The following is a 26504-nucleotide window of genomic DNA, read 5'->3' on the forward strand; positions in this document are numbered from 1 at the left end:
GATGCCTCGGAGCCTCCTGAAGCATCCTTCGAGACGCCATTCCGAGGGAATGGCTCCTCAGGATGAGGGCTGAGGAATACCGGGGGTTTCACACCCCGCCCTTCACGCCCTGCGGCGGCAGGCTGTCGGCCGGCACGAAGAAATCCGGCATCAGCGGCACCGACGGGTCGACGCGATAGGGCGTGAAGTCGGTGACGCCCTCGCGGGCCATGAAGCTGTCGTCGATCAGGAAGTTGCCGGAGAACGTGCGGGACGGTTTCGAGAAGATCATATGGGCGGCGTCCGCGAGAATCTCCGGCGTGCGGCTCGCCTGGACCATCTTGTCGCCGCCGAGCAGGTTCTGGACGGCCGCGGTCGCGATGGTCGTGCGCGGCCAGAGTGCGTTGACCGCGATGCCCTTGCGCGCCAGCTCGCCGGCAAGCCCCAGCACGCACAGGCTCATGCCGTATTTGGCGATGGAATAGGCCAGATGCGGCGCGAACCACTGCGTCTTCATGTCGAGCGGCGGCGAAAGCATCAGGATATGCGGATTCTCCGCCTTCTCCAGATGCGGAATGGCGTATTTGGAGACCATATAGGTGCCGCGCGTATTGATCTGGTTCATCAGATCGTAGCGCTTCATGTCGGTCATCTCGGTATTGGTCAGCGAAATCGCGCTGGCGTTGTTCACGACGATGTCGATGCCGCCGAAGGTCTCGGCAGTCTTCGCGATCGCATCAGCGACGCTCTGCTCGTCGCGGACATCGACCATCAAGGGCAGGCATTTGCCGCCGGCCGCCTCGATCTCGGCGGCGGAGGTATAAATCGTGCCCGGCAGCTTCGGATGCGGCTCCGCGGTCTTCGCGGCAATGGTGACGTTGGCGCCGTCCTTCGCTGCCCTGAGCGCGATGGCGAGGCCGATGCCGCGCGAGCCGCCGGTGATGAAAAGCGTCTTACCCTTGAGCGACATCCCCACCTCCCTGTTCATTGCTGATGACATAGCGGGCCGGCTGCGAACCGTCCCGGTCGGTAAAGCCATAGGCGCGCGCGAGATCGGCCACATGCAGCATCCGGCCGGCATGGCGTGCGACGTCGGGGTCACCAGCCAATGCCGCGACGGCACGGCCGGCATAAAGCGGCGTCTCGGTGGTCTCGGCGCCGAGACCCGCATCGCGGACGCGCTCGGTCAGGACATGGCCCGGCGACAGGCCGAGCGCGGTGACGCCGAAGGGCGTCAGCTCTTCGGCCATCGCGAAGCTCAAGCGGTTCATCGCCGCCTTGGCGAGGTCGTAGAAGACATCGCCGAGATAACCCCCGGCCATGTCGAAGCTCAGCGTGACGATCAGTCCTGAGCGCGCCTGCACCATGGCCGGCGCCACCGCTCGCGCCAGCAAAAGCTGGGCATAGACGCCGCTTTCGAAGCTCTCGCCCAGCCTTGCGACGGGACGGCGCCAGAACGGCGTGCCGAAGCCGGAGCCATCGGGATAGCGCTCGCCGTCATAGCCTTCATTGCCGCCCCAGACCGCATCGACGACGCAGTCGAGCCGGCCGAAACGGCGTAACGACCAGGCCACGAGCCCGTCGACCTCGCGCTCGCTGGTATGGTCGCAGCGATACGGATAGCCCTTGCCGCCGGCCGCCTCGACCTCGCGGGCGGCATCCTCGAAGGTCTCCAGACGCTGGTCAGTGCGGGGACCCGCCTCGCTGGAGCGGCCGGTGACGATGACGGTTGCGCCGGCATCGCCCAGGGCCTTGGCGACGCCGCGCCCAAGCCCGCGCGAAGCGCCCGCGACGAGGCAGATGCGGCCGGAGAGCGATGGTTGCATGGGGGTCATGAGCATTCCCGGCGAATCGCCGCTGGCCAGAGCCGGCCCCCTGCTCTATAGCCCCGCTCCCCTCGCAACGGAGCCGCACCATGGACAGCACCGATGTCGCCGCCTGCTGGGAGGCCAATGCCGAGATCTGGACCCGGCATGCGCGGGCCGGCTACGACCTTTATCGCGATGCGCTGAACACGCCGGTCTTCCTGGCGAACCTGCCGGATATCACGGGACTGAACGGTCTCGATATCGGCTGCGGCGAGGGCTCGAACACGCGCAAGCTGGCCGAAGCCGGCGGGAGCATGGTTGCCGTCGACATCGCCCCGACCTTCATCCGCCATGCGCAGGAGGCGGAAGCCGCAGCGCCGCTCGGCATCGACTACCGGTTCGGAGACGGTACCGCCCTGCCCTTTCCGGATGCTCAGTTCGACTTCGCCACCGCTTTCATGTCGATGATGGACATGCCCCGGCAGGACAAGGCGCTGGCGGAAGCGGCGCGCGTGCTGAAGCCCGGTGGCTTCCTCCAGTTCTCGATCCTGCATCCCTGCTTTGCGCCGCCCTATCGCAAGGTTCTGCGCGACGACGCCGGCCAAATCCGTGCGATCGAGGTCGGCCGCTATTTCGACGGCGTCGACGGCGAAATCGAGACCTGGCGCTTCGGCGCCGCCCCGGCCGAGATCAAGGCCAGCGTCGAGCCGTTCCGCGTGCCGCGCTTCCACCGCACGCTGAGCGAATGGGTGGCGATGATCGTTGCGGCGGGGCTCACGATCGAGCACATGGCCGAGCCGCATGTCGATGCGCAGACGGCGCGGGCCATCCCCTATCTCGCCGATACACATATCGCCCCGCTGTTCCTGCACATTCGCGCCCGCAAGGGCGCGGCCGCCTGAACGGGGCGCCACTGCCTTCACGCGGCGAAGACCGCAACCGCGTCGGCGATGGCGCCGGCACCTTCCGTGACCGCGAGTTCCAAGGCCGGAGCCTCGGTCGCGATGCATTCGGCATAGAAGCGGGCGGTGGCGAGATCGGCGGTGCCGTCGGCTTCCGAACGGGTAGCGAGCGCCTTCTTCGCGAGACCCGTGCCGCCCTGCGCCAGCGCGAAGAGCTTGAGATAGGGGGTGGCACCCGCCAGCGCGTCGGCCGGCTTGCCGCCGAGTGCGCCGAGCATCCACTCGGTCGCGCGCTCCAGCGCATCGACAGCCGCGCCAAGCCGGGCGGCAGCATGGCCGAAGCCCGGCGTGTTGGCACGCTCGACTTCCATGACGATGCCGCGCATCTCGTTGATCAGAGCATGCACCGCATCGCCCTGCGACAGCGGCAGCTTGCGGGTGACGAGATCGATCGCCTGGATGCCGTTGGTGCCCTCGTAGATCGCGGCGATACGGGCGTCGCGCAGATGCTGGGCTGCGCCGGTTTCCTCGACGAAGCCCATGCCGCCATGGACCTGCACGCCGGTCGAGGCGACATCGATGCCGATATCCGTCGCATAGGCCTTGGCGATCGGCGTCAGGATCGCGGCGCGTTCGGAAGCGGCCTTGCGCCTGGCCTCGTCGCTCTCGCGATGCGAGCGGTCGAGCGCCTCGGCGACCTGATAGGAAATGGCGCGGGCACCTTGCGTCTTGGCGCGCATGTCCATCAGCATGCGGCGCACATCCGGATGGACGATGATCGGGCTCATCGGCGCACCCTTGGGCGCATCGAGCGCGGCGCCCTGCTTGCGCTCATGCGCGAAGGCGAGCGCTTGCTGATAGGCACGTTCCGCGATGGCAACGCCCTGCAGCGCGACGTTGAGGCGGGCGTTGTTCATCATCGTGAACATGCAGGCGAGGCCGCGGTTCTCTTCGCCGATCAGCCAGCCGATCGCCCCGTCCTTATCGCCGAAGGCCATCGAGCAGGTCGGCGAGGCATGGATGCCGAGCTTGTGCTCGATGCCGGAGCAGCGGAGATCGTTGTGTTCGCCGAGCGAGCCGTCGGCATTGACCAGGAATTTCGGCACGAGGAAGAGCGAGATGCCGCGCGTGCCGGGAGGGCCATCGGGCAGGCGCGCCAGCACGAGATGGACGATGTTTTCGGTCAGGTCGTGCTCACCATAGGTGATGAAGATCTTCTGGCCGGTGATGCGGTAGGTGCCGTCACCGACGCGCTCGGCCTTGCTGCGCAGCGCGTTGAGGTCCGAGCCCGCCTGCGGCTCGGTCAGGTTCATCGTGCCCATCCATTCGCCGGAGACGAGCTTGGCGAGATAGGTCTCCTTGAGATGCTCCGAGCCATGCGCATGGATCGCCTCGATGGCACCGACGGTCAGCAGCGGGCCGAGCGCGAAGGCGAAGGCGGCGGAGTTCCACATCTCGATGCAGGCCGATTGCAGCAGGGTCGGCAGGCCCTGCCCGCCATAGGCTTCCGGCGCCGGCAATGCGTTCCAGCCGGCCTCGGCCCAGGCCTTGTAGGCCTCCTTCCAGCCCGGCGGCGTGGTGACGGCACCGTCCTTGAGCTTGGAGCCGTGGGCATCCCCCACGCGGTTCAGCGGTGCGATCACATCGGCGGCGAACTTCGCAGCCTCGTCGAGCACGGCCTCAGCGACCCCGCCTTCGAGCTCCGGTGCCAGTCCGTCAGTGATCAGTCGATCGAGGCCCGCGACATGGCGCATGGTCGAGAGCATGTCCGAAACCGGGGCGCGATAGCTCATCTCTCTCTCCTCAAGGCCGGCCTTAACCCGCAAGGGCAGCCGCAACCTGCATTTGCCATTGCCGCGATGGTAGCGAGGAACTATCGCCTAAGCCACGCGCAAGCGAGCGCGACCTTCGTCCGAAGGCCTGCTCGCCGATTAGTTTATATATAAACTATCTTCGGTCAATCTCGTCGTGAACCATCAGATGCTCGCCTCCCGCCCGACCAAGCTGCTCGCCGCCGATGCCTCCGGCATCGCCGATGCGGCGGCGCTGCTGCAGGCGGGCGGGCTCGTGGCGCTGCCCACGGAAACCGTCTACGGGCTTGCGGCCGACGCGACCTCCGGCACCGCCGTCGCCGGCATCTACGCCGCCAAGGAGCGGCCGAGCTTCAACCCGCTGATCTCGCATCTGCCCGATCTCATGAGCGCGCGCCGGCAGGGCCTGTTCGATGCAAACGCGCTGGCGCTGGCGCAAGCTTTCTGGCCGGGGCCGCTGACGCTTGTCGTGCCGGCCTCTGCCGGCTGCACGGTGAGCGATCTGGCGCGGGCGGGACTTCCCTCCGTCGCCTTGCGCGTTCCGGCCCATCCGGTCGCACATGCAGTGCTGGAGGCGGCCGGGCGGCCGATCGCGGCGCCCTCCGCCAACCGCTCCGGCCGGATCAGCGCAACCAGCGCGGCCCATGTGATGGCCGATCTCGATGGACGCATCGACGCCATCATCGATGCCGGCCCCACCGAGGTCGGCGTCGAATCGACCATCGTCGCCTGCCTCGACGGCGCGCCGCGGCTGCTGCGCCCCGGCGGGGTGCCGCGCGAGGCGATCGAGCATGTGATCGGCCGGCCGCTCGTCATCGCGGGCGATGCCGGCCATGCGCCGATCTCGCCCGGCATGCTCGCCTCGCATTATGCGCCGGCGGCACGCGTGAGGCTCGACGCCGACGCTCCTCATGACGGCGAGGCCTGGCTCGGCTTCGGCCCCGAGGAGCGCGAATACCCTGCCTCGCTCAATCTGAGCCCCACCGCCGACCTCCGCGAGGCAGCCGCCCATCTCTTTGGATACATGCGCCGGCTCGATGAGATCGGGCGGAAGACCATCGCGGTCGCCCGCATTCCCGAGCATGGGCTCGGCGAGGCGATCAACGACCGTTTGCGGCGCGCCGCCGCGCCACGCTGAGCCCTGCTCTCCGGGATTTGAATTCCTCCAGCTTGCAACGATGCAAGATATCGGCTTGCGTGCCGGCTGGAGGACGCCTTGCCGATGAATGCCAAGCTTGCCTGGGACGATTTCCGGCTGATCAAGGCCATTGCCGATCATGACGGGCTGACCGGGGCGGCAGCGGCGCTCTCCGTCAACCATTCCACCGTGTTCCGGCGGCTCGGGCAGATCGAGGAGCTGGTAGGACTGCCGCTCTTCGAGCGGCGCAAGACCGGCTATGTCGCGACGGTCGCCGGCGCAGAGATGGCGGCGCTGGCCAGCCGCATGGACGAGGATGTCACCGCCTTCGCCCGGCGCCTCGCCGGGCGCGACGTCGCTCCATCCGGCGAATTGCGGATCACGACAACGGACACGCTCTACCAGAACGTGCTGCTGCCGATCTTCGCGGCGTTTCGCCGGGCGCACCCGCTGATCCGGCTCGATGTCGTCATCGGCAACCAGGCGCTCAACCTGTCGAAGCGCGACGCCGATATCGCGATCCGCGCCAGCGACACGCCGGGCGAGACATTGGTCGGCCGGCGTATCGCCACCATCGCCTGGGCGATCTATGGCCGCGCGCAGGACGGCATCACGACGGAGGAGGAGGCGAGCCCGGCGCTGCTCTACCAGCGCGACTGGGTCGCGCTCGGCGACCAGCTCTCGCATGTGAAGGCGGCCCGCTTCGTGCGCGAGCATGTCGCGCCGGAACGGATCGCGCTGAAGAGCTCGGCCGTTCTCGGCATCGCGGAAGCGGTCGCGCAGGGGCTCGGCATCGGGCCTTTACCCTGCTTCATCGCCGACCAGCGGCCGGACCTGATCCGGCTCCTGCCGCCCAATCCGGATTTCGCTACCGGCTTATGGGTGCTGACCCATCCCGATATCCGGCATGTGCCGCGGGTGCGCGCCTTCATGGATTTCTGCAGCAACGAGCTCGCACGGCAGCGCGCGCTGTTCGAGGGGTAGCCTCAGCCGATCTCGACGACGACGCGGCCCTTGACCTTGCCCTCGACGATCGCTTTGCCGGTCTCTATCACGGCGTCCAGCGGAATCGTCGTCGTGATCAGGCCGAGCTTGTCGCGGTCGAGGTCGCTGGCGAGGCGCGCCCACGCCTCGATCCGGCGCGGCTTCGGGCACATCACGGAATCGACGCCGAGCAGCGCGACGCCGCGCAGGATGAAGGGTGCGACCGAGGCCGGCAGGTCCATGCCCTGGGCGAGGCCGCAGGCGGCGATGGCCCCGCCATATTTCGTCATGGCGAGCAGGTTCGCGAGGGTGTGCGAGCCGACGGCATCGACGCCGGCAATCCAGCGCTCCTTGCCAAGCGGACGGCCCGGCGCGGAAAGCTCGTTGCGGTCGATGATCTCGGCGGCGCCGAGGCTCTTCAGGTAATCGGCTTCCTCCGCCCGCCCGGTCGAGGCGATGACATGCCAGCCGGCCTTGGCCAGCAGCGCGATCGCGACCGACCCGACACCGCCAGCCGCGCCGGTGACCACGACGGGACCGTCGGCGGGCTTGAGACCGTGCCTCTCGAGCGCGAGCACGCAGAGCATCGCGGTATAGCCGGCAGTACCGATCGCCATCGCCTCAGCGGGCGTCAGCCCTGCCGGCAGCGGCACCAGCCAGTCGCCCTTGACCCGGCTCTTCTGCGCATAGGCGCCGAGATGGGTTTCGCCGGTGCCCCAGCCATTGAGCACGACGAGGTCGCCCGGCTTGAAATCGGGATGGCCGGACGCTTCGACCCGGCCGGCGAAGTCGATGCCGGGGATCATCGGCCAGCGGCGCACCACCGGGGCCTTGCCGGTAATGGCGAGGCCATCCTTGTAGTTCACCGTCGAATGGGTGACGCGGACGGTGACGTCGCCCTCCATCAGGTCACTCTCGGCGAAATCGGTGAAGGCGAGATTGGTTCCCGTCTCGCCCTTGGTCGCCACGAGAGCCTTGAACGTCGTCATCACCATCTCCGAAATGCACAAACACGAACGCCGACAAGGTTGCAGCGGCGTGGCGCCACCGCAACCCCATCGGCCGTGTGTAGATCAGTCTTCCCGATCAGGCCGGCTGCGCTTCCGGCCTGTTCACCGGCTTCTCGACGATCGGCAGGTTGATCAGGGCCGAGGCGACGCCAAGCGCAACCGAGAGCCACCAGACGAACTGATAATTGCCCATCGATTCGTAGAGCACGCCGCCGAGCCAGACGCCGAGGAACCCACCAACCTGGTGCGAGAAGAAGGCGAAGCCATAAAGCATCGCCATGTATTTCGTGCCGAACATCAGCATGACCAGCGAGGAGGTCGGCGGCACGGTCGAGAGCCAGAACAGGCCGATCACGACGCCGAAGGTGATCGCCGTCGTCGGACTGGGCGGCAACAGGATGAAGGCGGCGATCGCCACCGCCCGGCCGAGATAGATCCAGGCGAGGAGATGGCGCTTCGGCATCCGTGTCGAGAGCCAGCCCGAGGAGAGCGAGCCGACGGCATTGGCGAGGCCGATCACGGCCAAGGTCCAGCCGCCGACCCAGGCCGGCAAGCCGGCATCCTTGAGATAGGCCGGCATGTGCACGGTGATGAAGGCGAGCTGGAAGCCGCAGGTGAAGAAGCCGAGCACGAGCAGCACGTAGCTGCGATGCTTGAAGGCCTCGCCCAGCGCCTGAACGATGGTCTGGTTGGGCAGATTGGCCGCGGCGGCACCGGCCGCAGCGCCGGTCTTGCGCGTCGCCATGACGATCGAGATCGGCAGGATCGGCAGCAGCGTGAAGGCGAAGACGACGAGCGCCTGCTGCCAGCCCAGCGTGTCGATCAGGATGTTGCCGATCGGCGGGAACAGGAACTGGCCGAAGGAGCCGGCGGCCGTGCCGGCGCCGAAGGCCATCGGCCGCCACTGTTCCGGCAGGAGCTTGCCGAAGGCAGCGAGCACGAGGTTGAACGAACAGGCCGAGAGGCCGAAACCGATCAGCACGCCGGCGCCGAGATGGAGCTGCAGCGGCGTCGTCGCATAGGCCATCATGACGAGACCGCCGGCATAGAGCAGCGCGCCGACGCAGAGCACACGCACCGTGCCGTACCGGTCCGCGATCGCCCCGGCAAACGGGGCTCCGAGGCCCCAGAGCAGGTTCTGGATCGCCAGTGCCAGGCTGAACGTATCGCGGCCCCAGTTGAACTGGACCGTCATAGGAATCTGGAACAGGCCGGCGCTGGCCCGTGGGCCGAAGGTGATCAGGGCGATCAGGCAGCCGGCCGCGACGATGATCTCCGGAGCATAGCTGCGCGCTGGAGTGGACGTCATGGATGTCTCCGAAGCATCGAATGTGTGCCTACACGTTAGCGCCCTGCCCGCACGGCAACCAGCGCGATTTCGTGAAATCTCGCATCACGGCGACAGATGAAAGGCAAGAGGCGCGGCGGCCGTTAACCGGCGCTCAACCTTACCGAGGCGATAACGGAATCCAACGAAGGCGCGCGGGTTCGGCTGCGCTTTTCGTTCCGTGCGATCGGGACGGGTTTTGTCGCTTTGAGTCATTGGCGTGTCCACAGGCATGGGCGGAATGCGCGCCCCCTCGGCATCAGATGGGCCGCGAGCACCGTCGCGCCCTGGGCCCTGTCCGTCGGCATGCTCGTGTCCTTCACCGCCTCCGCCGGCCAGAATTTCGGGCCCAACGGCCTGCCGTCGAGCGCCATTGCCCGGGTCGCGCCCGGCCCCGTCTCGGAACTGGCCGAGGGTCCGTCCATGCTGGTCGCCGCCAGCGCTTTCCGGCTGCCGGGTCTCGCCCTGACCTCGGCCGTCACGCAGGCGAAGCTCTCCTTCGAAGATCCGGAGCGCCGCATCGTCGTCGACCCGCGCGCGCCGCGCGAGGACATGAAGCGCTCCGCCGCGGCGACCTTCCCCGAGGTCGACCGCACCGCCAAGGGCGACATGCTGCCGAGCCTGCGGCCGGGCCTCACCGAACATCCTTCCGTCGAGCTGGAGCGCGTGGTCTTCGGCGAGACCCAGCCGAAGCTGATCTCGGGCGGGTTCTCGATCGACGCCATGCGCGCCGCCGAAGCCGTCGACGGCCCCCAGATCGGCTTCGAGCTTGATGCCAATGACGAGGGATTGACCGATCCGGCCCTGTCGGATTCCTCGCCGGTATCGCCATTGAAGCCGAAGATCCATTCGGCGCGGCAGGCCGAGCTGCATCTGGAAAGCATCGACGGTTCCTCGCCCCTGGTGCCAGCGGCAAGCCAGGTCTCGTCGTCGACACCGCTCGTCGGCTCCGTCATGGGCACGCTCACGCCGCCGGCCCTGCCCGCTCATTCCGCACCCCAGCAGCAGCGCGCACGCATCGCGCTCGCCTCGGCGCCGGCCGGTCGCGACCTGCGCCTGGCAGAGCCCGGCGTGAAGCAGGACTATACCCAGTTGATCGCGCCGGAGAGCATGGCGAAGGAGCAGCGCTGCCTCGCGGAAGCCGTCTATTTCGAGGCCCGCTCGGAATCGCTCCTCGGCCAGGCGGCCGTGGCGCAGGTCGTGCTGAACCGGGTCAAGAGCGGGCTCTATCCGAGCAGCGTCTGCGGGGTGGTCTACCAGAACAGCAACCGCTATCTCGCCTGCCAGTTCACCTTCACCTGCGAGGGCAAGTCGCTGCGCATCACCGAGCCCGCCTCCTGGCGCGATGCGGTCAGGATCGCGCGCGAGGTCTATGACGGCACGACCTACCTGCCGGATGTCGGGGCCTCGACCCACTACCACGCGAACTACGTGCGTCCGTACTGGGCGAAGAAGCTCAAGAAGATGGACACGATCGGCCAGCACGTCTTCTATCAGCTGCGGCCGGGGCAGACCTGATCGCCCCGAACGGCCGCTGCCGGCCATCGGCGCGCCCGGGCCATCGCCTTCCCTGAAACGGTACGGCAGGCGATGAGCTATCCGAACAGGAAATGCCAGACGCCGTAACCGACCACACCGATCCAGCCGAGCGTCACGATCGCAGTCAGGCACAGGCAGAGCGCGACGAACGCGTTGTCCTTGAGATCGTCCATGTGACCTTCCGGCAAAAGCGACGCGGCGACCTTTTCCCTCAACGGGCCAGCCCGAGGCTGCGGCATGTGTCTGGGCCACGCCTTTCGGGTGTCATAGCGAGACGATCACGGGCCCGGCATCCTTCGTTCGAAGGGCACGGGATCGAGCAGGCCGCGAGCCGTTTGGATCGCCGCCGTTAATGCCATGAGCGCTCCCAACCGCCCCGCGCACCGCCCTCAAAATTCCTAAAAATCGAGCGTTTACCTTTACTTGGACGCAATCTGCATGAATGCGCGGGCCGCGCCGAACTGGTTAATTTTACCTTGTTTTAGCGTTTACCTTGCGTTCATCACTTCGAGCGGGCTTCCTGTCCTCACGAATGGCGCCTGGCGCCGAAACCGACAGGTCAGGTCCAACATGGTGCGCTCGCTTTCCTCAGGGTTCATCGCCGCTTCCAGCCTCGCGACGGCGCTTCTGCTCGGCGCATCAGTCGCCCAGGCCGGTGGCGGCTGCCGCGGCTCCGCCTGCTACAACCTGGTTACCGCGCCGCCGGTCTATGGCTCGATCAACGAGACCTACCAGGTTCGCCCGGCACAGGTGCAGCGCCGCGTCGTCCCGGCCGAATACGAGACCGTGACCGACAATGTGATGATCGCTCCCGAGCGCCGCATCCCGCATCACCGTGCCGCCGTCTACGAAACCGTGACGGAGAAGGTGCTGATCTCCGCTGCCGGCCGCCGCTGGGAAGTGACCCGCGACGCCTATGGCAATACGGTCGGCTGCTGGGTCGATGTACCCGCCCGCTACGGCTACCAAAGCCGCCGCGTCGAGGTATCGCCGGCCACCATCGATTACGAGACGGTCCCCGCCGTCTATACGCAACGTCAGCGCCAGGTGATGGTGCGTCCGACCCAGGTCGTGCGGGAAGAGATCCCCGCCGTCTACGAGACGAGGCAGCGCCAGGTGATGGTCAGCCCCGGCTCGCAGTATTGGTCCCGCTCCCGCTACTGAGCGGATCGGGACAGAGTTTCGCGCAGACCCTTTTTTACCACGGAACGACCACTTTCACCCCGGCCCTCGCGCCGGGGTTTTTTCTTGGGCGGCTTTGCGGGGAAGGGGCCGTCATTCTCGGGCGGAGCGAAGCGCAGACCCGAGAATCTCTCGCAGGATCGGGGGCCTTTTGGCCGGAAATGCTCGGGTCAAGCCCGAGCATGACGCAAGGAGCGCCTCGCGCCCTGCCCGCTCAGGCGAACTTGCCGCCGAGCAGGACAACGCAGACGCCGACGACGAAGGCAAGGAAGCGGGCGGGCATGCCGACCAGCGTTCCGGGCGAACGGCCCGTTGCATAGCCGACGAGCAACTCGACGAAGCCCAACCCGAGCAGCACGATGGCGAAGGGCGGCAGGGCTCCGTCGGATGCAACGAAGCCGGCCTTGACCCCATAGGCGACCACGGCGCCGAGGGCAGCGCCCAGCGCGACGAACAACAGCTCGTTTCGCGACGGGCGCATCAGTAGGGTCTACCCTGATTATGGACGCGGTTTTGACGCAGGGCATTTTGGTTGGCGGGCAGGAGCGTGGCCACGGCAAACTGTCCGGTTTGCAAGGCCGCGCGACGCACCAGCCGACCAAAAGGCCCGCGCCCCTTCGGGGTCGGGCGAAAACGGACGATAGCTGTGTCGGTCCCTTGCCCGATGCCGAGGGCATCGGGCGGCGGGCGCCTCCTGGCTCTCGGCCGTTTTGGCCCGATCAAAACCGCGTCCATAATCAGGGTAGACCCTTCGATCAGCGCCGGCGGAAGTTCTGGCGCGGCGGGCCGCCCGGAGCGGGACCAGCCGTCTTCTGACGGAAATTGATGCGGCCGCGATCGAGGTCGTAAGGCGACATCTCGACGATGACGCGATCGCCCGCGATCGTGCGGATGCGGTTCTTCTTCATCTTGCCGGCGGCATAGGCCAGGATGATGTGCTCGTTATCGAGCTTCACCCGATAGTTGCCGTCCGGAAGCACCTCGACCACGGTGCCGTCGAATTCAAGCAGTTCTTCTTTCGCCATCTGTCGTCCTTCGTGAGCCCTAGGGCGCGTGGGCGAGCCATCGTCAAAGAGGCTCGCCCTGTTCTGGCCGATCGCGCGTCAGCGCGCGCGCCGCCGGGCGCCGTTGGTGCGTGGTTGCTGTGTTCTTTGCTGCAAGAACGCGACGCCGCCAAGCCCTTCTTTTGCGGAAACGCCGTCTTTTCGCTGTGCGGCCTGCTCAGGGCGCGGCGCACGCTCGGGATGACGCGGGCGTTCGTGACGCTCCTGGCGCGGACCGCCATTGGCAGGCTGGCTACGCTGGCCGCCCTCACCGGGCTTGCCGCCGCGCGGCTGTTGTCCTTGCGGACGAGCCTGCTGCTGGCCCTGCGGGCGGGCACCTTGCTGGCCCTGCGGGCGGCCTGGACCGCCGCGTCCGCCGCCGTTCTGCTGCTGGCCGCGCCCGCCACCGCGCTGGTTCTGCGGCGGCTTCTTCGGCGTACGGCCGTCCCAGTAGGGAACCTCGCCGATCGGGGTGATCGCGACCTTGGTCAGCTTCTCGATCGCGGCGAGATCGCCGCGCTCTTCCGGGGTGCAGAAGGCGATGGCGATGCCCGCCGCACCGGCGCGCGCCGTGCGGCCGATCCGGTGGACATAGGTCTCCGACACGTTCGGCAGGTCGAAATTCACGACATGGCTGATGCCGTCGACATCAATGCCGCGGGCGGCGATGTCGGTGGCGACGAGGATGCGCAAGCTACCGTCGCGGAAGGCGCCGAGCGCCCGCTCGCGCTGGCTCTGGCTCTTGTTGCCGTGGATCGCGGCCGCCTCGATGCCGGACGCACCGAGTTGGCGCACGACCTTGTCGGCACCGTGCTTGGTGCGGGTGAAGACAATGGCGCGCTCGAGTTCGGGCACGTTCAGCGTCTTCGCCAGCAACGCCGGCTTGTCGTGGGCTTCCGTGAAGATGACGCGCTGGTCGATCTTCTCGGCGGTGGTCGCGACCGGCGCCACCGCGACCTCGACCGGGTCGGTGAGATAGGCGGAGGCGATCTCGCGGATCGGCTTCGGCATGGTCGCCGAGAAGAGCAGCGTGTGGCGCTCCTTCGGAATCAGGGTCGCGATACGGCGCAGCGCGTGGATGAAGCCGAGATCGAGCATCTGGTCGGCCTCGTCGAGGACGAGGAACTCGATCTCGCGCAGCGAGACGGCACGCTGGTCGACGAGGTCGAGCAGGCGGCCGGGCGTGGCGACGAGGATGTCGACCTTGTCGCCGAGCGCGCGGATCTGCTTGCCGACGGGCACGCCGCCGAAGATCACCGTCGAGCGCAGCGTGGTGAACTGGCCGTAGGTGCGGATGCTCGCCTCGATCTGGGCGGCGAGTTCACGCGTCGGCGACAGAATGAGCGCCCGCACGGCGCGGGCCGGCATCTGGCGCGGCTTGCCGAGCAGCCGATGCAGCATCGGCAGCGAGAAGGCAGCGGTCTTGCCGGTGCCGGTCTGGGCGGCACCGAGCAGGTCGCGGCCCTGGAGAATGGGGGGGATGGCCTGCGCCTGGATGGGCGTGGGCGTCTCATAACCTTCGGCTGCGAGCGCCTTGAGAAGGGGCTCGGCAAGGCCGAGATCGGTAAACTTGGTCAAGAAAGGGCTTTCTGGGCGCCGTGATCGCGGGGGGCGCATGTGGAATCGGCTGCGCCGCAGGCCCGCATCCGGCCTGAATTCAAAGATAGTCGGACCTGCCGGCGAACCGCTAGCCACAGCGCCGGCAGGCTTGTCGTGGACCGGGATGGCTCAAGGCCCGCCCGGTCGATCAGGTATTGGCTCAGGCGACGACGAGGTTGCCGGCCGAGGTCTTGCCGGTCTTGCGATCGGCAACGAGTTCGAAAGAGACGACCTGGCCGTCATGCAGCTCGCGCAGGCCGGCGCGCTCGACGGCGGAGATGTGGACGAACACGTCCTGGCCGCCGTTCTCAGGGGTGATGAAGCCGTAGCCCTTGGTGGCGTTGAACCACTTCACGGTGCCTTTTTCCATGGCGTAGAATCCTTACGTTTCAGATCCGCGTATCGTTGCGACCCAGAGCTCGACGCGCGGACGCCTTGCAATGGTCTTGTAGCGATGTGTGGTGGATCTGAATCGTGCCCGCCGACCGGATTGCCCGCGCGGAGGATTGGCCAGAACCCGGCCGCATCTCGTCATACATCGGCATGGGTAGCACGAAATGCAAGAACCGTCCAGCAAGGGGCCATCGCCGCTTGGAACCGAGCCGGCAAGCAGATGGTTTGCAGGAAAAGGAGGCCACATCATGCCGATCACGCTCAAGGGCTCCTGCCGCTGCGGAGCCGTGCATTTCTCGGTCGAAAGCCATGCCCCGGTCCCCTACCAGCTCTGCTACTGCTCGATCTGCCGCAAGACGGCGGGCGGCGGCGGCTTCGCGATCAACCTCTCGGCCGACGCCGCGACGCTGAAGGTCGAAGGCGAGGACAAGATCGGCAGCTTCAGCGCGGAGATCGAGAGCGATGACGGGGCTTGCGAGCGCTCAAAGGCGCAGCGCCGCTTCTGCACCAGCTGCGGCACCGCTCTCTGGCTGTTCGACCCGCGCTGGCCGGAGCTGCTCCACCCCTTCGCTTCCGCAATCGACAGCCATCTGCCGCGCGCACCCGAAAAGACGCATCTGATGCTGCGCTTCAAAGCCGGCTGGGTCGAGCCGGCGATCGGGCCGAACGACCAGAGCTTCGACGAGTATCCCGAGGAATCGATCGAGGATTGGCACCGCAAACGCGGCCTGTGGGTCGATTGATCCCACGGCCCGCCGAGGTAGCTTGCTACGAACAGATTAGCGAACGAGCTGTTCGATGAGACTGCGCAGCGGGCCGAGATTCGGGATCGCGTGGTAGCGGCCATGTCCCACGGGCTCCGCGGCATGTTCCAGCACCCAGGTCAGTTCATGCGGCACATGCACCGCCCATGACCCGGCCTCCAGCGCCGGCAGGATATCGGACTTCAGCGAATTGCCGACCATCATCGCCTGCCCTGCCCCATCGCCATGGCGAGCGAAGATGCGATCGTAGGTATCCGGCTTCTTGTCGCTGACGATCTCGACCGCGTGGAAGAAATCACCGAGGCCGGACTGGGCGAGCTTGCGCTCCTGGTCGAAGAGGTCGCCCTTGGTGATCAGGACCAACCGGTAATCGCCGGAGAGTGCCGCCAGCGTCTCACGGGCATGCGGCAAGGTCTCGACCGGATGGGCCGCCATCTCGCGGCCGGCGGCGAGGATCTCGCCGATGACGGAAGCCGGCACCTGCCCTCGCGTGACCTCGATCGCCGTTTCGACCATCGAGAGCACGAAGCCCTTGATGCCGAAACCGTAGAACCCGAGATTGCGCTTCTCGGCTTCCAGAAGGCGCCCGGAAATCTCGGCCGCCTCGCCGTGCTCGCCGAGCAGCGCGACGAAGCGATCCTCCGTCATCCGGAAGAACTGCTCGTTCTGCCAGAGCGTGTCGTCGGCGTCGAAGCCGATGGTGGTGAGCTTCGGCATCGCTCGCGCCCTCAGCCGGAGGCAAAGCAGGACGGAGGGAGCGTTTGCCCCTCCCATTCGGCATAGGCATCGGGCGGCAGCACCCGAACCGCCACCGGCTTCTCATCGCCCGCGGGCGCCGCGGCCTGGTCGCCGACCTCACCCGGCGGCAGCTTGATGATCTTGTCCTCGATCCGGCCGGGGATCCCGGTCAGGTCCAGATTGAACTGCGGCAGCCGCCACGGGCGGATGATATCGCTCGCCGTCACCGAGAGACGCACGGCCGTGTCGGCCGGAAGCACCAGCGCTCCGCTGACGACACACTCATCGTCGGAACCCACCCCACCCGGCTGAAGATAGTCATAGCGCCAGCCTTCCGGAGTACCGGTCGCCAGAATGCGGCGCGCCGGTTCCGGCTCCTGCCTGCCGCCCTGGACAAGCAATTCCAACGCTTCGCGGCAAGACTTCTGCATCCCGGCAGGCTGCCCGCTGCAGAGATCCGGCGCCTGCGCCAGAGACGGGACAGCAAAGCCACAGCTCAAAGCGAGCAGCAGCCCGCCGAAGCCGATGAGCCGCCCGCCCGCCACGGCTCAGCCGTCCTTCGGCTTGATCGCGCCCAGCGCCGCCTGCGCAGCGGCAAGGCGGGCGATCGGCACGCGGAAGGGCGAGCAGGAGACGTAATCGAGCCCGACGCTCTCGCAGAAGCCGATCGAGGCCGGGTCGCCGCCATGCTCGCCGCAGATGCCGAGCTTGATGCCCGAACGGGTCTTGCGGCCGCGCTCGGCGGCGAGCTTCACCAGTTCGCCGACGCCGTCCTGATCGATGGTGACGAAGGGATCGGCGTCGAGCAGGCCCTTGGCGGTGTAGGAACCGAGGAAGGAGGAGGCGTCGTCGCGGCTGATGCCGAGCGTCGTCTGGGTCAGGTCGTTGGTGCCGAAGGAGAAGAACTCGGCGCTCTCCGCGATCTCGGCGGCGCGTAGCGCCGCGCGCGGCAGTTCGATCATCGTGCCGACCTGATAGTCGATCTTCGTGCCGCTCTCCTCGATCACCGCTTTGGCCATGGCGTCGATGCGGGCCTTGACCAGGTCGAGCTCGGGCTTGCCCATGACGAGCGGCACCATCACCTCGGGGATCACCGGCTTGCCGGTCTCCTTGGCGGCAATGACCGCCGCCTCGAAGATGGCGCGGGCCTGCATCTCGGCGATCTCGGGGAAGGCCACCGCCAGACGGCAGCCGCGGAAGCCGAGCATCGGGTTGAACTCGTGCAGCTCGGCGGCGCGGTGCTTCAGCGCCTCGGGGGTGACGCCGAGCGCGGCTGCGACCTCGCCGATCTCCTTCTCGCCATGCGGCAGGAATTCGTGCAGCGGCGGATCGAGCAGGCGGATCGTCACCGGCAGGCCGCTCATGATGCTGAAGAGCTGGACGAAGTCCTGGCGCTGCACCGGCAGGAGCTTGGCGAGCGCAGCCCGCCTGCCCTTGTCGTCCTGCGCCAGGATCATCTCGCGCACCGCCTGGATGCGATCCCCTTCGAAGAACATGTGCTCGGTCCGGCAAAGACCGATGCCCTCGGCGCCGAATTCACGCGCGGTCCTGGCGTCCTCCGGCGTCTCGGCATTGGCGCGGACCTTGAGGCGGCGGACCTTGTCCGCCCAGCCCATCAGCGTCGCGAACTCGCCGGAGAGTTCCGGCTTCTGCATCTTGATCTCGCCGAGCAGAACCTGGCCGGTACCGCCGTCGATGGTGACGAAATCGCCGGCCTTCAGCGTGTTCGGGCCGACGGAGAGCGCGCCCTTGGCATAGTCGATGCGGAGCTGGCCGGCGCCGGAAACGCAGGGCTTGCCCATGCCGCGCGCCACGACCGCCGCATGCGAGGTCATGCCGCCGCGCGAGGTCAGGATGCCCTCGGCGGCATGCATGCCATGGATGTCCTCAGGGCTCGTCTCGACGCGGACGAGGATGACCTTGCGGCCCGCCTTCTTCGCCGCCTCGGCATCGTCGGAATTGAACACGATCTCGCCGGCGGCGGCGCCGGGCGAGGCCGGCAGGCCGGTGGTCAGCACGCGGCGCTCGGCCTTGGGGTCGATGGTCGGGTGCAGCAGCTGGTCGAGCGCGCCGGGCTCGACGCGGCCGACGGCCTCCTCCTGCGTGATCAGGCCCTCGGTCGCGAGCTCGACCGCGATGCGCAAAGCCGCCTTGGCGGTGCGCTTGCCGGACCGGGTCTGCAGCATCCAGAGCTTGCCCTCCTGGATGGTGAACTCCATGTCCTGCATGTCGCGATAGTGCTTCTCGAGGATGCCGTAGATTCGGCAAAGCTCGACATAGGCCTCCGGCATCTCCGCTTCCATCGAGGGCTTGTCGGAGCCGGCCTCCTTCTTGGCGGCCTCGGTGATGTCCTGCGGCGTGCGGATGCCGGCGACGACGTCCTCGCCCTGGGCATTGATCAGGAACTCGCCATAGAGCGCGTTCTCGCCGGTCGAGGGATTGCGGGTGAAGGCGACGCCGGTCGCGGAGGTGTCGCCCATGTTGCCGAACACCATCGACTGGACGTTGACCGCCGTGCCCCAGCTCGCCGGGATGCTGTTCAACTCGCGATACTTGATGGCGCGGGCGTTCATCCAGGAGGAGAAGACGGCGCCCACCGCGCCCCAGAGCTGCTTCTCGGGGTCCTGCGGGAAGTCGGAGCCGAGCTCCTTCCTGACGATCTCCTTGTATTTCCCGACCAGCAGCTTCCAGTCGGCGGCCGAGAGATCGGTGTCGAGATGCAGGCCCTTGCGCTCCTTGTAGTCCTCCAGCGCCTCCTCGAAGAGGCCGTGGTCGATATCGAGCACGACGTTGGAATACATCGTGATGAAGCGGCGATAGCTGTCCCAGGCGAAGCGCTCGTCACCCGAGGCCTTCGCGACAGCCTCGACCGTTTCGTCGTTGAGGCCGAGATTGAGGACGGTGTCCATCATGCCCGGCATCGAGGCGCGGGCGCCGGAGCGAACCGATACGAGCAGCGGATTGGCGGGATCGCCGAAGGTCTTGCCGGTGAGCTTGCCCATGCCCGCGAGCGCGGTCCGGACCTGCCCATCGAGCTCGGCCGGGAAGCTCTTGCCGTTGTCGTAATAGGCGGTGCAGACCTCGGTGGTGATGGTGAAGCCGGGCGGAACGGGCAGGCCCAGATTGCTCATCTCGGCGAGGTTCGCGCCCTTGCCGCCGAGCAGGTTCTTCATGCCTGCCTCACCCTCGGCCTTGCCGTCGCCGAAGGTATAGACCCACTTCCCACCTGCCATCACATAGCCTCTTCTGTTCAACCGGACAGGGCAAACGCCGCGCCGGCTTGAAAGTTTCGTGTGCGTGCCGTCGATGGCCATTGGTCATCGGCAGCGGGGATGAGGCGCTCATGCCCAAACCGACATGAACGATCAATGAGCGTGTGCAGCATCGACTGATGCAGCGCAATAGCACGGCCGGGTTGCGTCAGGCTCCCTTCCCGCGCGCAGCCCGCGGCCAGCGCAGCGGCCAGTTGACGATGCGCTCGGCGACCTCCTCCTCAGGCACCTCGTCCTCATTGGCGAAGACACGGCCGCGCACGGAAACACCGGCCGCGACCACCGTCTCGGGGTCGCCGGAGACCAGCGGATGCCACCAGGGCAGGTCCTTGCCTTCGGCGACGAGGCGATAGGCGCAGGTCGGCGGCAGCCAGGGCAGCGTGCGCACATCCTCCGGCGTCAGCGTCACGCAATCCGGCACTTTCACCGAGCGGTTCGGATAATCGCGGCAGCGGCAGGTGCCCGCCTCGAACAGGCGGCAGCCGACATCGGTCGCGAAGATGCGCCCGGTATCCTCGTCCTCGAGCTTGACGAGGCAGCAGCGGCCGCAGCCGTCGCAGAGCGATTCCCATTGCTCCGTCGACATCGCCTCCAGCGGCGTCGTCAGCCAGAACGGCTGCTGTTTCGGCGGGGTTTGCGTCATGGCAGGCTTATGCGCCCGCAGGCGACAAGATGGAAGGCCGTTGCCTGCCGCCCGTTCATGTCTCGGGCCGGCACAGCCTTTATGGCGGACGTCCCCGCCTTCCCCACGAAATTTACCGTCTCGCCTCTTATCCGGCAGCGAGACGTCCTTATGTGTCCATTCCCCGGCGCTCTTCTGTTGCCAAGATGGCAAGCACGCGGCAGGACTAAGCCCGGGGGCCATTCAGGAAGCCTGGATAAGGCCATGGAGTTCAGGAAGGCAGGCTGGAGGACGCGGCTGAAGCGCTTCGCGCTCGCCGCAGACTCATGGCTCGATGCCGGCCTGTGGGGCGCCGGGCGCCGCGCCGGTGAAATCCATGAACGCATCCGCAGCACCGCCGACCGCCTGACCGTCACCGGCGGCAAGCGCATCGCCGCCGAATTCGCCAGCGAGGGCCTGAATATCGGCATTGTCAGCGCGCTGGTCCTGCTGATGCTGGCCCTGCCGGCCTTTCGGATCGGCAATGACGAGGCGCTCAGGAACCAGGTCTTCGCCGTCACCTTCCTCGACCGCTACGGCATGCCGATCGGCCATCGCGGTGCCCGGCACGACGATTCCCTGAAGCTGGAGGAGATGCCGGACCATCTGCTCAAGGCGGTGCTCGCGACCGAGGATCGCCGCTTCTACGACCATTTCGGCATCGACGTGATCGGCACCTCGCGGGCCCTGCTGGTCAATACGCGGGCCTCGGGCGTCGTCCAGGGCGGCTCCTCGCTGACCCAGCAGCTCGCCAAGAACCTCTTCCTCAACAACGAGCGCTCGCTCGACCGCAAGATCAAGGAAGCCTTCCTGGCGCTGTGGCTCGAGGCGAGGCTCAGCAAGAACGAGATCCTCAAGCTCTATCTCGACCGCGCCTATATGGGCGGCGGCACCTTCGGCGCGGCCGCCGCGGCCGAGTATTACTTCGGCAAGTCGGTGAAGGACGTCTCGCTGGCCGAGGCCGCGATGCTCGCCGGCCTGTTCAAGGCGCCGACGAAATACGCCCCGCATGTCAACCTGCCGGCCGCGCGGGCGCGGGCCAACGACGTGCTCAACGCCATGGTCGATGCCGGCTTCATGACCGCCGGCCAGGTCGACAGCGCCAAGCGCAATCCGGCGACGCCGGTCGACCGCAAGCGCGATTCCAGCCCCGACTACTATCTCGACTGGGCCTTCGACGCGGTGAAGGAGCTTGCGGCCGAGGGCAAGCTCGGCGCCGACCGTGTGCTGACCGTGAAGACCCCCCATGACACCGCGATCCAGCAGCGCGCCGACGAGGCGATCGAGACGATCCTGCGCCAGCACGGACCGGCCTATCGGGTGAAGCAGGCGGCGACAGTGGTCATGGACCCGGACGGGGCCGTGCGCGCCATCGTCGGCGGCAGGGACTATGGTGCGAGCCAGTTCAACCGCGCGACCGCGGGCCTGCGCCAGCCCGGCTCCTCGTTCAAGCCCTTCGTCTATGCCGCCGCGCTCTCGGCCGGGCTCTACAAGCCGAATACGATCGTCACCGACCGGCCGGTCTGCATCGGCAACTGGTGCCCGAACAATTACGGGCGCTCCTATGCCGGCTCGATGCCGCTCACCGTCGCGCTGGCGAAGTCGATCAATACGATCCCGGTGCAGATGTCGATCGCCATCGGCCGCGCGACCGGCGAGACCCACGAGGCGCGCGCGGCCGCGATCGGGCGCCGGAAGATCGTCGAGACGGCCCGCGCCATGGGCCTGACGACGCCGCTGACCGATACGGTCTCGCTGCCGATCGGCGCGGCCGAGGTCACCGTCATCGACATGGCCGCCGGCTATTCCGTGCTCGCCAATGGCGGGCGCCGGGCAAAGCCCTATGCGGCGATCGAGATCGCCAATTCGCAGGGCGAGGTGATCTATCGCCATGACCGCGACGAGCCGGAGCCGAAGCAGGTGCTGAGTTCCCAGGTTGCGCAGGACATGAACTTCATGCTCTCGAAGGTGCCGACCGAGGGCACCGGCCGGCGCGCCGCTCTCGACGGCGTCGTTACCGCCGGCAAGACCGGCACCACCAACGGCTACAAGGACGCCTGGTATGTCGGCTATTCCGGCAACCTCGTCGGCGCCGTCTGGTTCGGCAACGACAACTCCACCGAGACCGCGAACATGACCGGCGGCTCGCTGCCTGCGATGACGTGGAAGGAGATCATGCAGTTCGCCCATCAGGGCCTGGAGCTGAAGCCGATTCCGGGCGTGCCCGTAACCGACCCGAAGGGTGCGGCGGTGGCCAAGGCCGGCAGCGCCACGAGGCCGGCTGGCGCGACCGCCGGCCATATGCCGCGCCAGTCCTTCGAGGTGCTCTCGGCCGTCGGCTCGATGTTCAAAGCCGTCGAGCCGCGGCGCAGCGCCGGCCGCCCCGTCCAGGTCGGCATCCGCGAGATCTCGGGCAGCGAACCACGGCTGCGCTGAGAGGCAGGCGATTGACGACGACCGGTGCGGTGGCTCAACTCCGCCCGGAACTCCTCTCCCAGGCGGAAGGGCAGCGTGCGGATTCTCGACCTCGCCTATATCCTCGCCCTCGGCGCCGGCCTCGGGCTGGGCTCGGCCCATTGGGCGGTGGCCGGGCGCCCGGCTATCGGCCGGGTCGAGGTCGGCGCCTGGACGGCCTGGCCACGCAGCGGCAGCCGCGAGGTCGATCCCTATATGCGCGCCTATCTCGCCCGCGGCGTCCATCTGCCATTCGGCTCCGGCGAAGGGCTCGAGCTGATCGCCGAGCGGGACGACGCGGGGCAGGCGCTGGACGGGCGTTGCCGCTACCGGCTGTCCGGCGCGACGCCGCCGACGCGCGGCTGGACCATCGGCGTCACCGATGGCGACGGCCTGCCGTTCCGCCTGCCCCTGGAGCGCACCGGCTTCACCGATTCGGAGATCGTCCGCCCCGAGGATGGCGGGCTCGCCATCATCGCCGCAGCCACCCCTGAAGCCGGCAACTGGCTGCCCTTGCCGGCAAGCGGGCGCTTCCAGCTTCGCCTGCGGCTCTACGATACGCCGATCTCGAGCCAGACCGGCGAGACACGGGCCACCAACCTGCCGCGCGTCACGCGCCTCGATTGCCGATGAGCGCCCTCAGCCACGATCCGACGGAAAAGCGCAGCGCGCCCTTCGCCGGCTGGCGGCCGCGCCTGCGCACCGGCTTCGCGCGCTTCGCGATCACGACACTGGCCGGGCTGATCCTCGCGGGAATCGTCCACATCGTCACGATCCTGGCGATCCCGGCGCTCTCTCTGCGCGACGCTGCTCATGCCTATCGCGAACTTGGCATCGAAGGGCATGCCGAGCCGATCCCCTCTCCCGGCAATGCCCGCGGCCTGCCCGCCCTGCGCGAGGCCGATCCCAATGTCGTCACCGCGATCTGCAGCTACGATCTCTCCGCCGGCCCGATGCGGGTGGTTGCCCGCACGGGCACATTGCCGCTCGGCCTGACGCTGCACCGGCAGGGCGGCGGCGTGCTCTATGCCATCACCGACCGGGCGGCGATCCGCGGCACGCTCGAATTCCTGGTGATGACGGAGACCCAGCGCGACGAACGCATCGCGGCCGACGAGGAGGGCGAGACCAGCCGGGAGCTGCGCATCGTCTCCGATACCGAACAGGGGCTGATCGTGGCGCGCGTGCTGATGCGCCTGCCCTCCGACCGGGCCGACGCGGAGGGCCTCGCGACGGGCGTCGCCTGCGGCGCGGCGAATTGAGTTAGCCCTTGTAGACGACCGGCCGCTTGCCGCCTTCGCCGAAGGTACCGATGAGCGGCATCTGGCAGAGGGGCCTTGCTTCCATCTCCAGCGCCATGATTGCACGCTCGGCCTTCACGGCTTCGCGCGAAGGCATCTCGACGACCAGGTTGACCAGCGCGTGACGGTAGCTGCGGAGGCGGAAATCGAGGCGCTCGCAGACCCAGAAGACCAGCCCCTCGTTTTCGACGACGCGCGCATAGGCCGGCTCCTGCTTGTCGACGGGCACATCGGGAGAGGCCTCGACGGTGCGCATCCGCACCCGGTCCATGCTCACCACCCGTGCCGCATTGGCACGGAACGGGCCGATCAGCAGGCGATCGGCATTGGCATCCTCCGCCAGCCGGTTGTAGCGCGAGGCCTGGGAGGCGAAGGATATCGAGGTCAGCCCGCGGAAATAGTCGCCGACATCGGTCGACTGGGCCGCGACCGGCAGGATGCGCGTATGGGCAAGGTTGGAGACCTCGCCCTGGAAGACGCTGTTCGGGCTTGCCGGCATAACGAAGCGCCAGGCGCGGTCGCGCATCTGTTCCTCGTCGTCGGTCAGGCGGAAATAGGAACTCTGCTCGCCGCGGGCGGTCGCGGACCAGAAGCCCGTTTCGGGGGCGATGAGCTGCGACCAGACCGTCGGGCGCGGCCGGCCGAGATCGCCCGTGGTGGCGGTGCAGGCGGAAACGGACACAGCCGCCAGCGTGGCGAGCAGCAGCTTGGCCGGGCTTCGTGTCACGCAGGCTGCCTGCGGGCACTTTTCCGCGCAGCGACCTTCCGGGGCCGGGCATTGGCGGATGATTTTGCGCCCGGCAGCCGGGCTTCGGGCGGGCGCTCGTAGCGCACGCCCGTGAAGAACAGGATGTCCGCCGTCCGTGGCGGAAGGGAACAGGCCGAGGCCTGCTGCAGGCGCCGCTGCGGCGCAAAGGGGATGACGATGGCCATGATGCGCCTCCTTATCCAGCGCCAGAGTTGCAACGCGAGGGGCGGCGAGGTGCGGGCAGCACCGAGTCGCAGGCCCCGCAGGCCCATCAGGCCCGGACATGGTTAACGCAGCCTTAACGGTCGGGGATTAATGCTGATTCATTATCAGTTTCCCGGTCCCCGAGTCCGTCATGCCTGCATCCGTCTCCAAGGAACTCGCCGATCTCGCTCGCCTGGCGCGCGAGGGCGGGCTCGACCTCAGCCCGATCTCGCTGCGCGTCAAAGCGGACCTGCTGCTCTCGACGTCGCATCCCTCGCCCACCGATCTCGCCGCTTTCAACGAGATGGCCGAGGCGCTTCTGCCGGGCATCGACGAGGCGACGGCGCTCATCCTGGCGCGCAAGCTTGCCGGCTGGGCGCATACGCCCGCGTCGGTCCTCGCCGGGCTTGCCGCGAAGGGCGGCGCCGTGCTGGCGGAGCTGCTTCGCCATGGCATGCCGGTATCGGCGACCGAGCTCGAAGGTTTGGTCGAAACCGGCGACGAGGCGATGCGCGCGGCCCTGGCCGTCCGCAGCGACCTCACCGCCCAGGCCGTGATCATGCTGGTATCGGGTGCGAATCGCGCGCTCGACCTTGCCCTGATCGCCAATCACAGCGCCCCGATGCCGCGCGCCGCCGTCGACAGCCTGATCGCGCGGGCCCGGACCGAGCCGACCTACCGGCCCGGCCTGCTCGCGCGCCCCGACCTGTCCAACCTCGAACTCGCGCCGCTTTTCCTCCATGCCGGGCCGGAACGGCGCCTCGCGATCCTCGAATCGCTGATGGCGCGCGAAGCTCTGCATCCCAGCGAGAGGCGCCCCGCCCTGTCCGCTGCGACGTTCGCCGGCTGGCTCGACCTCGCGGCCGAGGATCGGGACATCGCCTTCGCCGCCATCGCCGACCATCTCGGCGGTGGTGCGGCGCTGGCCGGCGCCATAGCGGCCGACGCGTCGCGGGATCTGGCGGCGCTCGTCCTCACGGCGAGCGGCACGACGGTCGAGGAAGCGACGCGCTTCCTGATCCGGCTCGGCGACGATACGGCTCATTCGGTCGAGCGCATCTTCGCTCTGGTCGCGCTGATGCGCTCGGTCAGGCCTGCCATCGCCTTCCGCCTGGCCATGCATATCGCCGGCACGATCGTCGCGGCACCGCAGCGGCGCGGCCAGCACCAGCCGTCCATGGACCCGAGCGGGACGCCCTCGCGCGCCGGTCATGCCCGGCCGGAAGCGCAACCGGCGATGTCGGACATTCTCGGAAAGATCGGCGCCAAGCGCGAGCGCGGCTGAGCCACCCCGCCTCGCTGGAGCGGTATCAGCCGCTCACGAGTGCGAGCCGCGGATCGCCGGCCTGGTTCTCGATCTCAACCAGCCAGAGATCGCTGTCGAAGCGCAGTTCCCGCGCGACACGATCCTCGATCGCCAGCGGATCGGAATCGAGCAGAAGCTGGAAGCGGCGCTCGCCATCCTCCTCGGCCAGCGCCTGCGGCGCCGGGGCGTAGAGCGCGGCAGTGCCGTCCAGCCGGTCGAGCTTGACGAAGATGGCGCCGGCCTCACGCGCGCCACGGCGGCGCAGCACGGCGACGAGGCCATCGAAGGCCGCCTGCCGCAGATAGGCGGAAACCCAGAAATCGCTGGTCAGCCGCGCCATG

General features: G+C 67.7%; 26 protein-coding genes. 10 read left to right on the plus strand and 16 right to left on the minus strand.

All coding sequences use genetic code 11. The features are described 5' to 3' along the window. Positions 1-88: 88 nt before the first annotated feature. Positions 89-949, minus strand: a complete 861-nt coding sequence (locus AC1RLU_RS10420) for an SDR family oxidoreductase (RefSeq protein WP_492795442.1) — start codon at positions 947-949, stop codon at positions 89-91. Continuing rightward, a complete protein-coding gene (locus tag AC1RLU_RS10425) occupies positions 933-1805 on the minus strand; it encodes an SDR family NAD(P)-dependent oxidoreductase (protein ID WP_492796201.1) in 873 nt (290 codons plus the stop codon). Before AC1RLU_RS10425 ends, AC1RLU_RS10420 begins: the two co-directional genes overlap by 17 nt. Positions 1806-1894: 89 nt before the next feature. Here AC1RLU_RS10425 and AC1RLU_RS10430 point away from each other — a divergent pair, with 89 nt between their 5' ends. Beyond that, the gene (locus tag AC1RLU_RS10430) at positions 1895-2689 is read left to right on the plus strand and encodes a class I SAM-dependent methyltransferase (protein WP_492795443.1); all 795 of its coding nucleotides are present in this window, start codon (positions 1895-1897) and stop codon (positions 2687-2689) included. Positions 2690-2706: 17 nt separating this feature from the next. On the opposite strand, the gene AC1RLU_RS10435 is transcribed toward AC1RLU_RS10430, so the two are convergent. Continuing rightward, on the minus strand, positions 2707-4482 hold the full coding sequence (locus tag AC1RLU_RS10435; protein ID WP_492795444.1) for an acyl-CoA dehydrogenase family protein: 1776 nt from the start codon (positions 4480-4482) through the stop codon (positions 2707-2709). Between the two features lie 187 nt (positions 4483-4669). Here AC1RLU_RS10435 and AC1RLU_RS10440 point away from each other — a divergent pair, with 187 nt between their 5' ends. Both AC1RLU_RS10440 and AC1RLU_RS10445 read left to right on the plus strand, forming a co-directional pair. Further along, positions 4670-5638, plus strand: a complete 969-nt coding sequence (locus tag AC1RLU_RS10440; RefSeq protein ID WP_492795445.1) for an L-threonylcarbamoyladenylate synthase — start codon at positions 4670-4672, stop codon at positions 5636-5638. Between the two features lie 84 nt (positions 5639-5722). Further along, a complete protein-coding gene (locus tag AC1RLU_RS10445) occupies positions 5723-6622 on the plus strand; it encodes a LysR family transcriptional regulator (protein ID WP_061964675.1) in 900 nt (299 codons plus the stop codon). Positions 6623-6624: 2 nt separating this feature from the next. On the opposite strand, the gene acuI is transcribed toward AC1RLU_RS10445, so the two are convergent. After that, positions 6625-7611: an acrylyl-CoA reductase (NADPH) gene (gene acuI, locus AC1RLU_RS10450; RefSeq protein WP_492795446.1), complete on the minus strand. Its 987-nt coding sequence runs from the start codon at positions 7609-7611 to the stop codon at positions 6625-6627. Between the two features lie 97 nt (positions 7612-7708). Continuing rightward, positions 7709-8941 (minus strand): MFS transporter, encoded by a 1233-nt coding sequence (locus AC1RLU_RS10455; protein ID WP_492795448.1) that lies wholly within the window; start codon positions 8939-8941, stop codon positions 7709-7711. Between the two features lie 330 nt (positions 8942-9271). Between AC1RLU_RS10455 and AC1RLU_RS10460 the strand changes: the two genes are divergently transcribed. Both AC1RLU_RS10460 and AC1RLU_RS10465 read left to right on the plus strand, forming a co-directional pair. Continuing rightward, a complete protein-coding gene (locus AC1RLU_RS10460; protein WP_492795449.1) occupies positions 9272-10477 on the plus strand; it encodes a cell wall hydrolase in 1206 nt (401 codons plus the stop codon). A gap of 591 nt (positions 10478-11068) precedes the next feature. Further along, on the plus strand, positions 11069-11662 hold the full coding sequence (locus tag AC1RLU_RS10465) for a hypothetical protein (RefSeq protein ID WP_091855826.1): 594 nt from the start codon (positions 11069-11071) through the stop codon (positions 11660-11662). Between the two features lie 232 nt (positions 11663-11894). Here the strand turns inward: AC1RLU_RS10465 and AC1RLU_RS10470 are convergent, their stop codons facing one another. The 4 genes from AC1RLU_RS10470 to AC1RLU_RS10485 all read right to left on the minus strand — a co-directional run bounded on the left by AC1RLU_RS10470 (position 11895) and on the right by AC1RLU_RS10485 (position 14692). Further along, positions 11895-12161, minus strand: coding sequence for a hypothetical protein (locus tag AC1RLU_RS10470; protein WP_061964685.1), 267 nt, complete (start codon positions 12159-12161; stop codon positions 11895-11897). A gap of 274 nt (positions 12162-12435) precedes the next feature. Continuing rightward, positions 12436-12705, minus strand: a complete 270-nt coding sequence (infA, locus tag AC1RLU_RS10475) for a translation initiation factor IF-1 (RefSeq protein ID WP_061964687.1) — start codon at positions 12703-12705, stop codon at positions 12436-12438. A gap of 78 nt (positions 12706-12783) precedes the next feature. Continuing rightward, positions 12784-14301 (minus strand): DEAD/DEAH box helicase, encoded by a 1518-nt coding sequence (locus AC1RLU_RS10480; RefSeq protein WP_082617058.1) that lies wholly within the window; start codon positions 14299-14301, stop codon positions 12784-12786. A gap of 181 nt (positions 14302-14482) precedes the next feature. Then, positions 14483-14692, minus strand: a complete 210-nt coding sequence (locus tag AC1RLU_RS10485; RefSeq protein WP_061964689.1) for a cold-shock protein — start codon at positions 14690-14692, stop codon at positions 14483-14485. Positions 14693-14963: 271 nt separating this feature from the next. Here AC1RLU_RS10485 and AC1RLU_RS10490 point away from each other — a divergent pair, with 271 nt between their 5' ends. After that, on the plus strand, positions 14964-15458 hold the full coding sequence (locus AC1RLU_RS10490) for a GFA family protein (RefSeq protein WP_492795450.1): 495 nt from the start codon (positions 14964-14966) through the stop codon (positions 15456-15458). Between the two features lie 36 nt (positions 15459-15494). On the opposite strand, the gene AC1RLU_RS10495 is transcribed toward AC1RLU_RS10490, so the two are convergent. From AC1RLU_RS10495 to AC1RLU_RS10510, 4 genes are all read right to left on the minus strand, one after another. After that, positions 15495-16196 (minus strand): HAD family hydrolase, encoded by a 702-nt coding sequence (locus AC1RLU_RS10495; RefSeq protein ID WP_492795452.1) that lies wholly within the window; start codon positions 16194-16196, stop codon positions 15495-15497. Positions 16197-16207: 11 nt separating this feature from the next. Continuing rightward, positions 16208-16762, minus strand: coding sequence for a cupredoxin domain-containing protein (locus AC1RLU_RS10500; protein WP_492795453.1), 555 nt, complete (start codon positions 16760-16762; stop codon positions 16208-16210). 3 nt (positions 16763-16765) lie between these two features. Further along, positions 16766-19450, minus strand: a complete 2685-nt coding sequence (gene ppdK / locus AC1RLU_RS10505) for a pyruvate, phosphate dikinase (RefSeq protein WP_492795454.1) — start codon at positions 19448-19450, stop codon at positions 16766-16768. 187 nt (positions 19451-19637) lie between these two features. Further along, positions 19638-20132 carry a YcgN family cysteine cluster protein gene (locus AC1RLU_RS10510; protein ID WP_061964701.1) on the minus strand — a complete coding sequence of 165 codons (495 nt, stop codon included), beginning with the start codon at positions 20130-20132 and terminating at the stop codon, positions 19638-19640. A 243-nt stretch (positions 20133-20375) separates the two neighbouring features. Here AC1RLU_RS10510 and AC1RLU_RS10515 point away from each other — a divergent pair, with 243 nt between their 5' ends. The 3 genes from AC1RLU_RS10515 to AC1RLU_RS10525 all read left to right on the plus strand — a co-directional run bounded on the left by AC1RLU_RS10515 (position 20376) and on the right by AC1RLU_RS10525 (position 23866). Next, entirely contained in the window at positions 20376-22586 is a 2211-nt protein-coding gene (locus tag AC1RLU_RS10515; RefSeq protein ID WP_492795456.1) for a transglycosylase domain-containing protein, read from the plus strand. A 75-nt stretch (positions 22587-22661) separates the two neighbouring features. Beyond that, positions 22662-23237, plus strand: coding sequence for a DUF1214 domain-containing protein (locus AC1RLU_RS10520; RefSeq protein ID WP_492795457.1), 576 nt, complete (start codon positions 22662-22664; stop codon positions 23235-23237). Then, on the plus strand, positions 23234-23866 hold the full coding sequence (locus AC1RLU_RS10525; RefSeq protein ID WP_142114980.1) for a DUF1254 domain-containing protein: 633 nt from the start codon (positions 23234-23236) through the stop codon (positions 23864-23866). Before AC1RLU_RS10520 ends, AC1RLU_RS10525 begins: the two co-directional genes overlap by 4 nt. A 1-nt stretch (position 23867) precedes the next feature. Here AC1RLU_RS10525 and AC1RLU_RS10530 read toward each other — a convergent pair whose 3' ends face one another. Both AC1RLU_RS10530 and AC1RLU_RS10535 read right to left on the minus strand, forming a co-directional pair. Then, entirely contained in the window at positions 23868-24632 is a 765-nt protein-coding gene (locus tag AC1RLU_RS10530) for a hypothetical protein (protein WP_061964707.1), read from the minus strand. Next, positions 24629-24838 carry a hypothetical protein gene (locus AC1RLU_RS10535; RefSeq protein ID WP_091855834.1) on the minus strand — a complete coding sequence of 70 codons (210 nt, stop codon included), beginning with the start codon at positions 24836-24838 and terminating at the stop codon, positions 24629-24631. The genes AC1RLU_RS10530 and AC1RLU_RS10535 overlap by 4 nt, the downstream gene beginning before the upstream one ends. Positions 24839-25008: 170 nt before the next feature. Between AC1RLU_RS10535 and AC1RLU_RS10540 the strand changes: the two genes are divergently transcribed. Further along, positions 25009-26142, plus strand: coding sequence for a DUF2336 domain-containing protein (locus tag AC1RLU_RS10540; protein WP_142114979.1), 1134 nt, complete (start codon positions 25009-25011; stop codon positions 26140-26142). 25 nt (positions 26143-26167) lie between these two features. On the opposite strand, the gene AC1RLU_RS10545 is transcribed toward AC1RLU_RS10540, so the two are convergent. Continuing rightward, positions 26168-26503: a DUF1491 family protein gene (locus AC1RLU_RS10545; RefSeq protein ID WP_142114978.1), complete on the minus strand. Its 336-nt coding sequence runs from the start codon at positions 26501-26503 to the stop codon at positions 26168-26170. Position 26504: the final 1 nt, after the last annotated feature.

The organism is Allobosea sp. GW822-FHT05A11, assembly GCF_058800455.1.

Excerpts from the sequence above, each read along its gene's own strand:
- AC1RLU_RS10420 (WP_492795442.1), bottom strand. The coding sequence starts at position 949 with ATGTCGCTCAAGGGTAAGACGCTTTTCATCACCGGCGGCTCGCGCGGC.
- AC1RLU_RS10425 (WP_492796201.1), bottom strand. The coding sequence starts at position 1,805 with ATGCAACCATCGCTCTCCGGCCGCATCTGCCTCGTCGCGGGCGCTTCG.
- AC1RLU_RS10430 (WP_492795443.1), top strand. The coding sequence starts at position 1,895 with ATGGACAGCACCGATGTCGCCGCCTGCTGGGAGGCCAATGCCGAGATC.
- AC1RLU_RS10435 (WP_492795444.1), bottom strand. The coding sequence starts at position 4,482 with ATGAGCTATCGCGCCCCGGTTTCGGACATGCTCTCGACCATGCGCCAT.
- AC1RLU_RS10440 (WP_492795445.1), top strand. The coding sequence starts at position 4,670 with ATGCTCGCCTCCCGCCCGACCAAGCTGCTCGCCGCCGATGCCTCCGGC.
- AC1RLU_RS10445 (WP_061964675.1), top strand. The coding sequence starts at position 5,723 with ATGAATGCCAAGCTTGCCTGGGACGATTTCCGGCTGATCAAGGCCATT.
- acuI (WP_492795446.1), bottom strand. The coding sequence starts at position 7,611 with ATGACGACGTTCAAGGCTCTCGTGGCGACCAAGGGCGAGACGGGAACC.
- AC1RLU_RS10455 (WP_492795448.1), bottom strand. The coding sequence starts at position 8,941 with ATGACGTCCACTCCAGCGCGCAGCTATGCTCCGGAGATCATCGTCGCG.
- AC1RLU_RS10465 (WP_091855826.1), top strand. The coding sequence starts at position 11,069 with ATGGTGCGCTCGCTTTCCTCAGGGTTCATCGCCGCTTCCAGCCTCGCG.
- AC1RLU_RS10470 (WP_061964685.1), bottom strand. The coding sequence starts at position 12,161 with ATGCGCCCGTCGCGAAACGAGCTGTTGTTCGTCGCGCTGGGCGCTGCC.
- infA (WP_061964687.1), bottom strand. The coding sequence starts at position 12,705 with ATGGCGAAAGAAGAACTGCTTGAATTCGACGGCACCGTGGTCGAGGTG.
- AC1RLU_RS10485 (WP_061964689.1), bottom strand. The coding sequence starts at position 14,692 with ATGGAAAAAGGCACCGTGAAGTGGTTCAACGCCACCAAGGGCTACGGC.
- AC1RLU_RS10490 (WP_492795450.1), top strand. The coding sequence starts at position 14,964 with ATGCCGATCACGCTCAAGGGCTCCTGCCGCTGCGGAGCCGTGCATTTC.
- AC1RLU_RS10495 (WP_492795452.1), bottom strand. The coding sequence starts at position 16,196 with ATGCCGAAGCTCACCACCATCGGCTTCGACGCCGACGACACGCTCTGG.
- ppdK (WP_492795454.1), bottom strand. The coding sequence starts at position 19,450 with ATGGCAGGTGGGAAGTGGGTCTATACCTTCGGCGACGGCAAGGCCGAG.
- AC1RLU_RS10510 (WP_061964701.1), bottom strand. The coding sequence starts at position 20,132 with ATGACGCAAACCCCGCCGAAACAGCAGCCGTTCTGGCTGACGACGCCG.
- AC1RLU_RS10515 (WP_492795456.1), top strand. The coding sequence starts at position 20,376 with ATGGAGTTCAGGAAGGCAGGCTGGAGGACGCGGCTGAAGCGCTTCGCG.
- AC1RLU_RS10525 (WP_142114980.1), top strand. The coding sequence starts at position 23,234 with ATGAGCGCCCTCAGCCACGATCCGACGGAAAAGCGCAGCGCGCCCTTC.
- AC1RLU_RS10535 (WP_091855834.1), bottom strand. The coding sequence starts at position 24,838 with ATGGCCATCGTCATCCCCTTTGCGCCGCAGCGGCGCCTGCAGCAGGCC.
- AC1RLU_RS10540 (WP_142114979.1), top strand. The coding sequence starts at position 25,009 with ATGCCTGCATCCGTCTCCAAGGAACTCGCCGATCTCGCTCGCCTGGCG.
- AC1RLU_RS10545 (WP_142114978.1), bottom strand. The coding sequence starts at position 26,503 with ATGGCGCGGCTGACCAGCGATTTCTGGGTTTCCGCCTATCTGCGGCAG.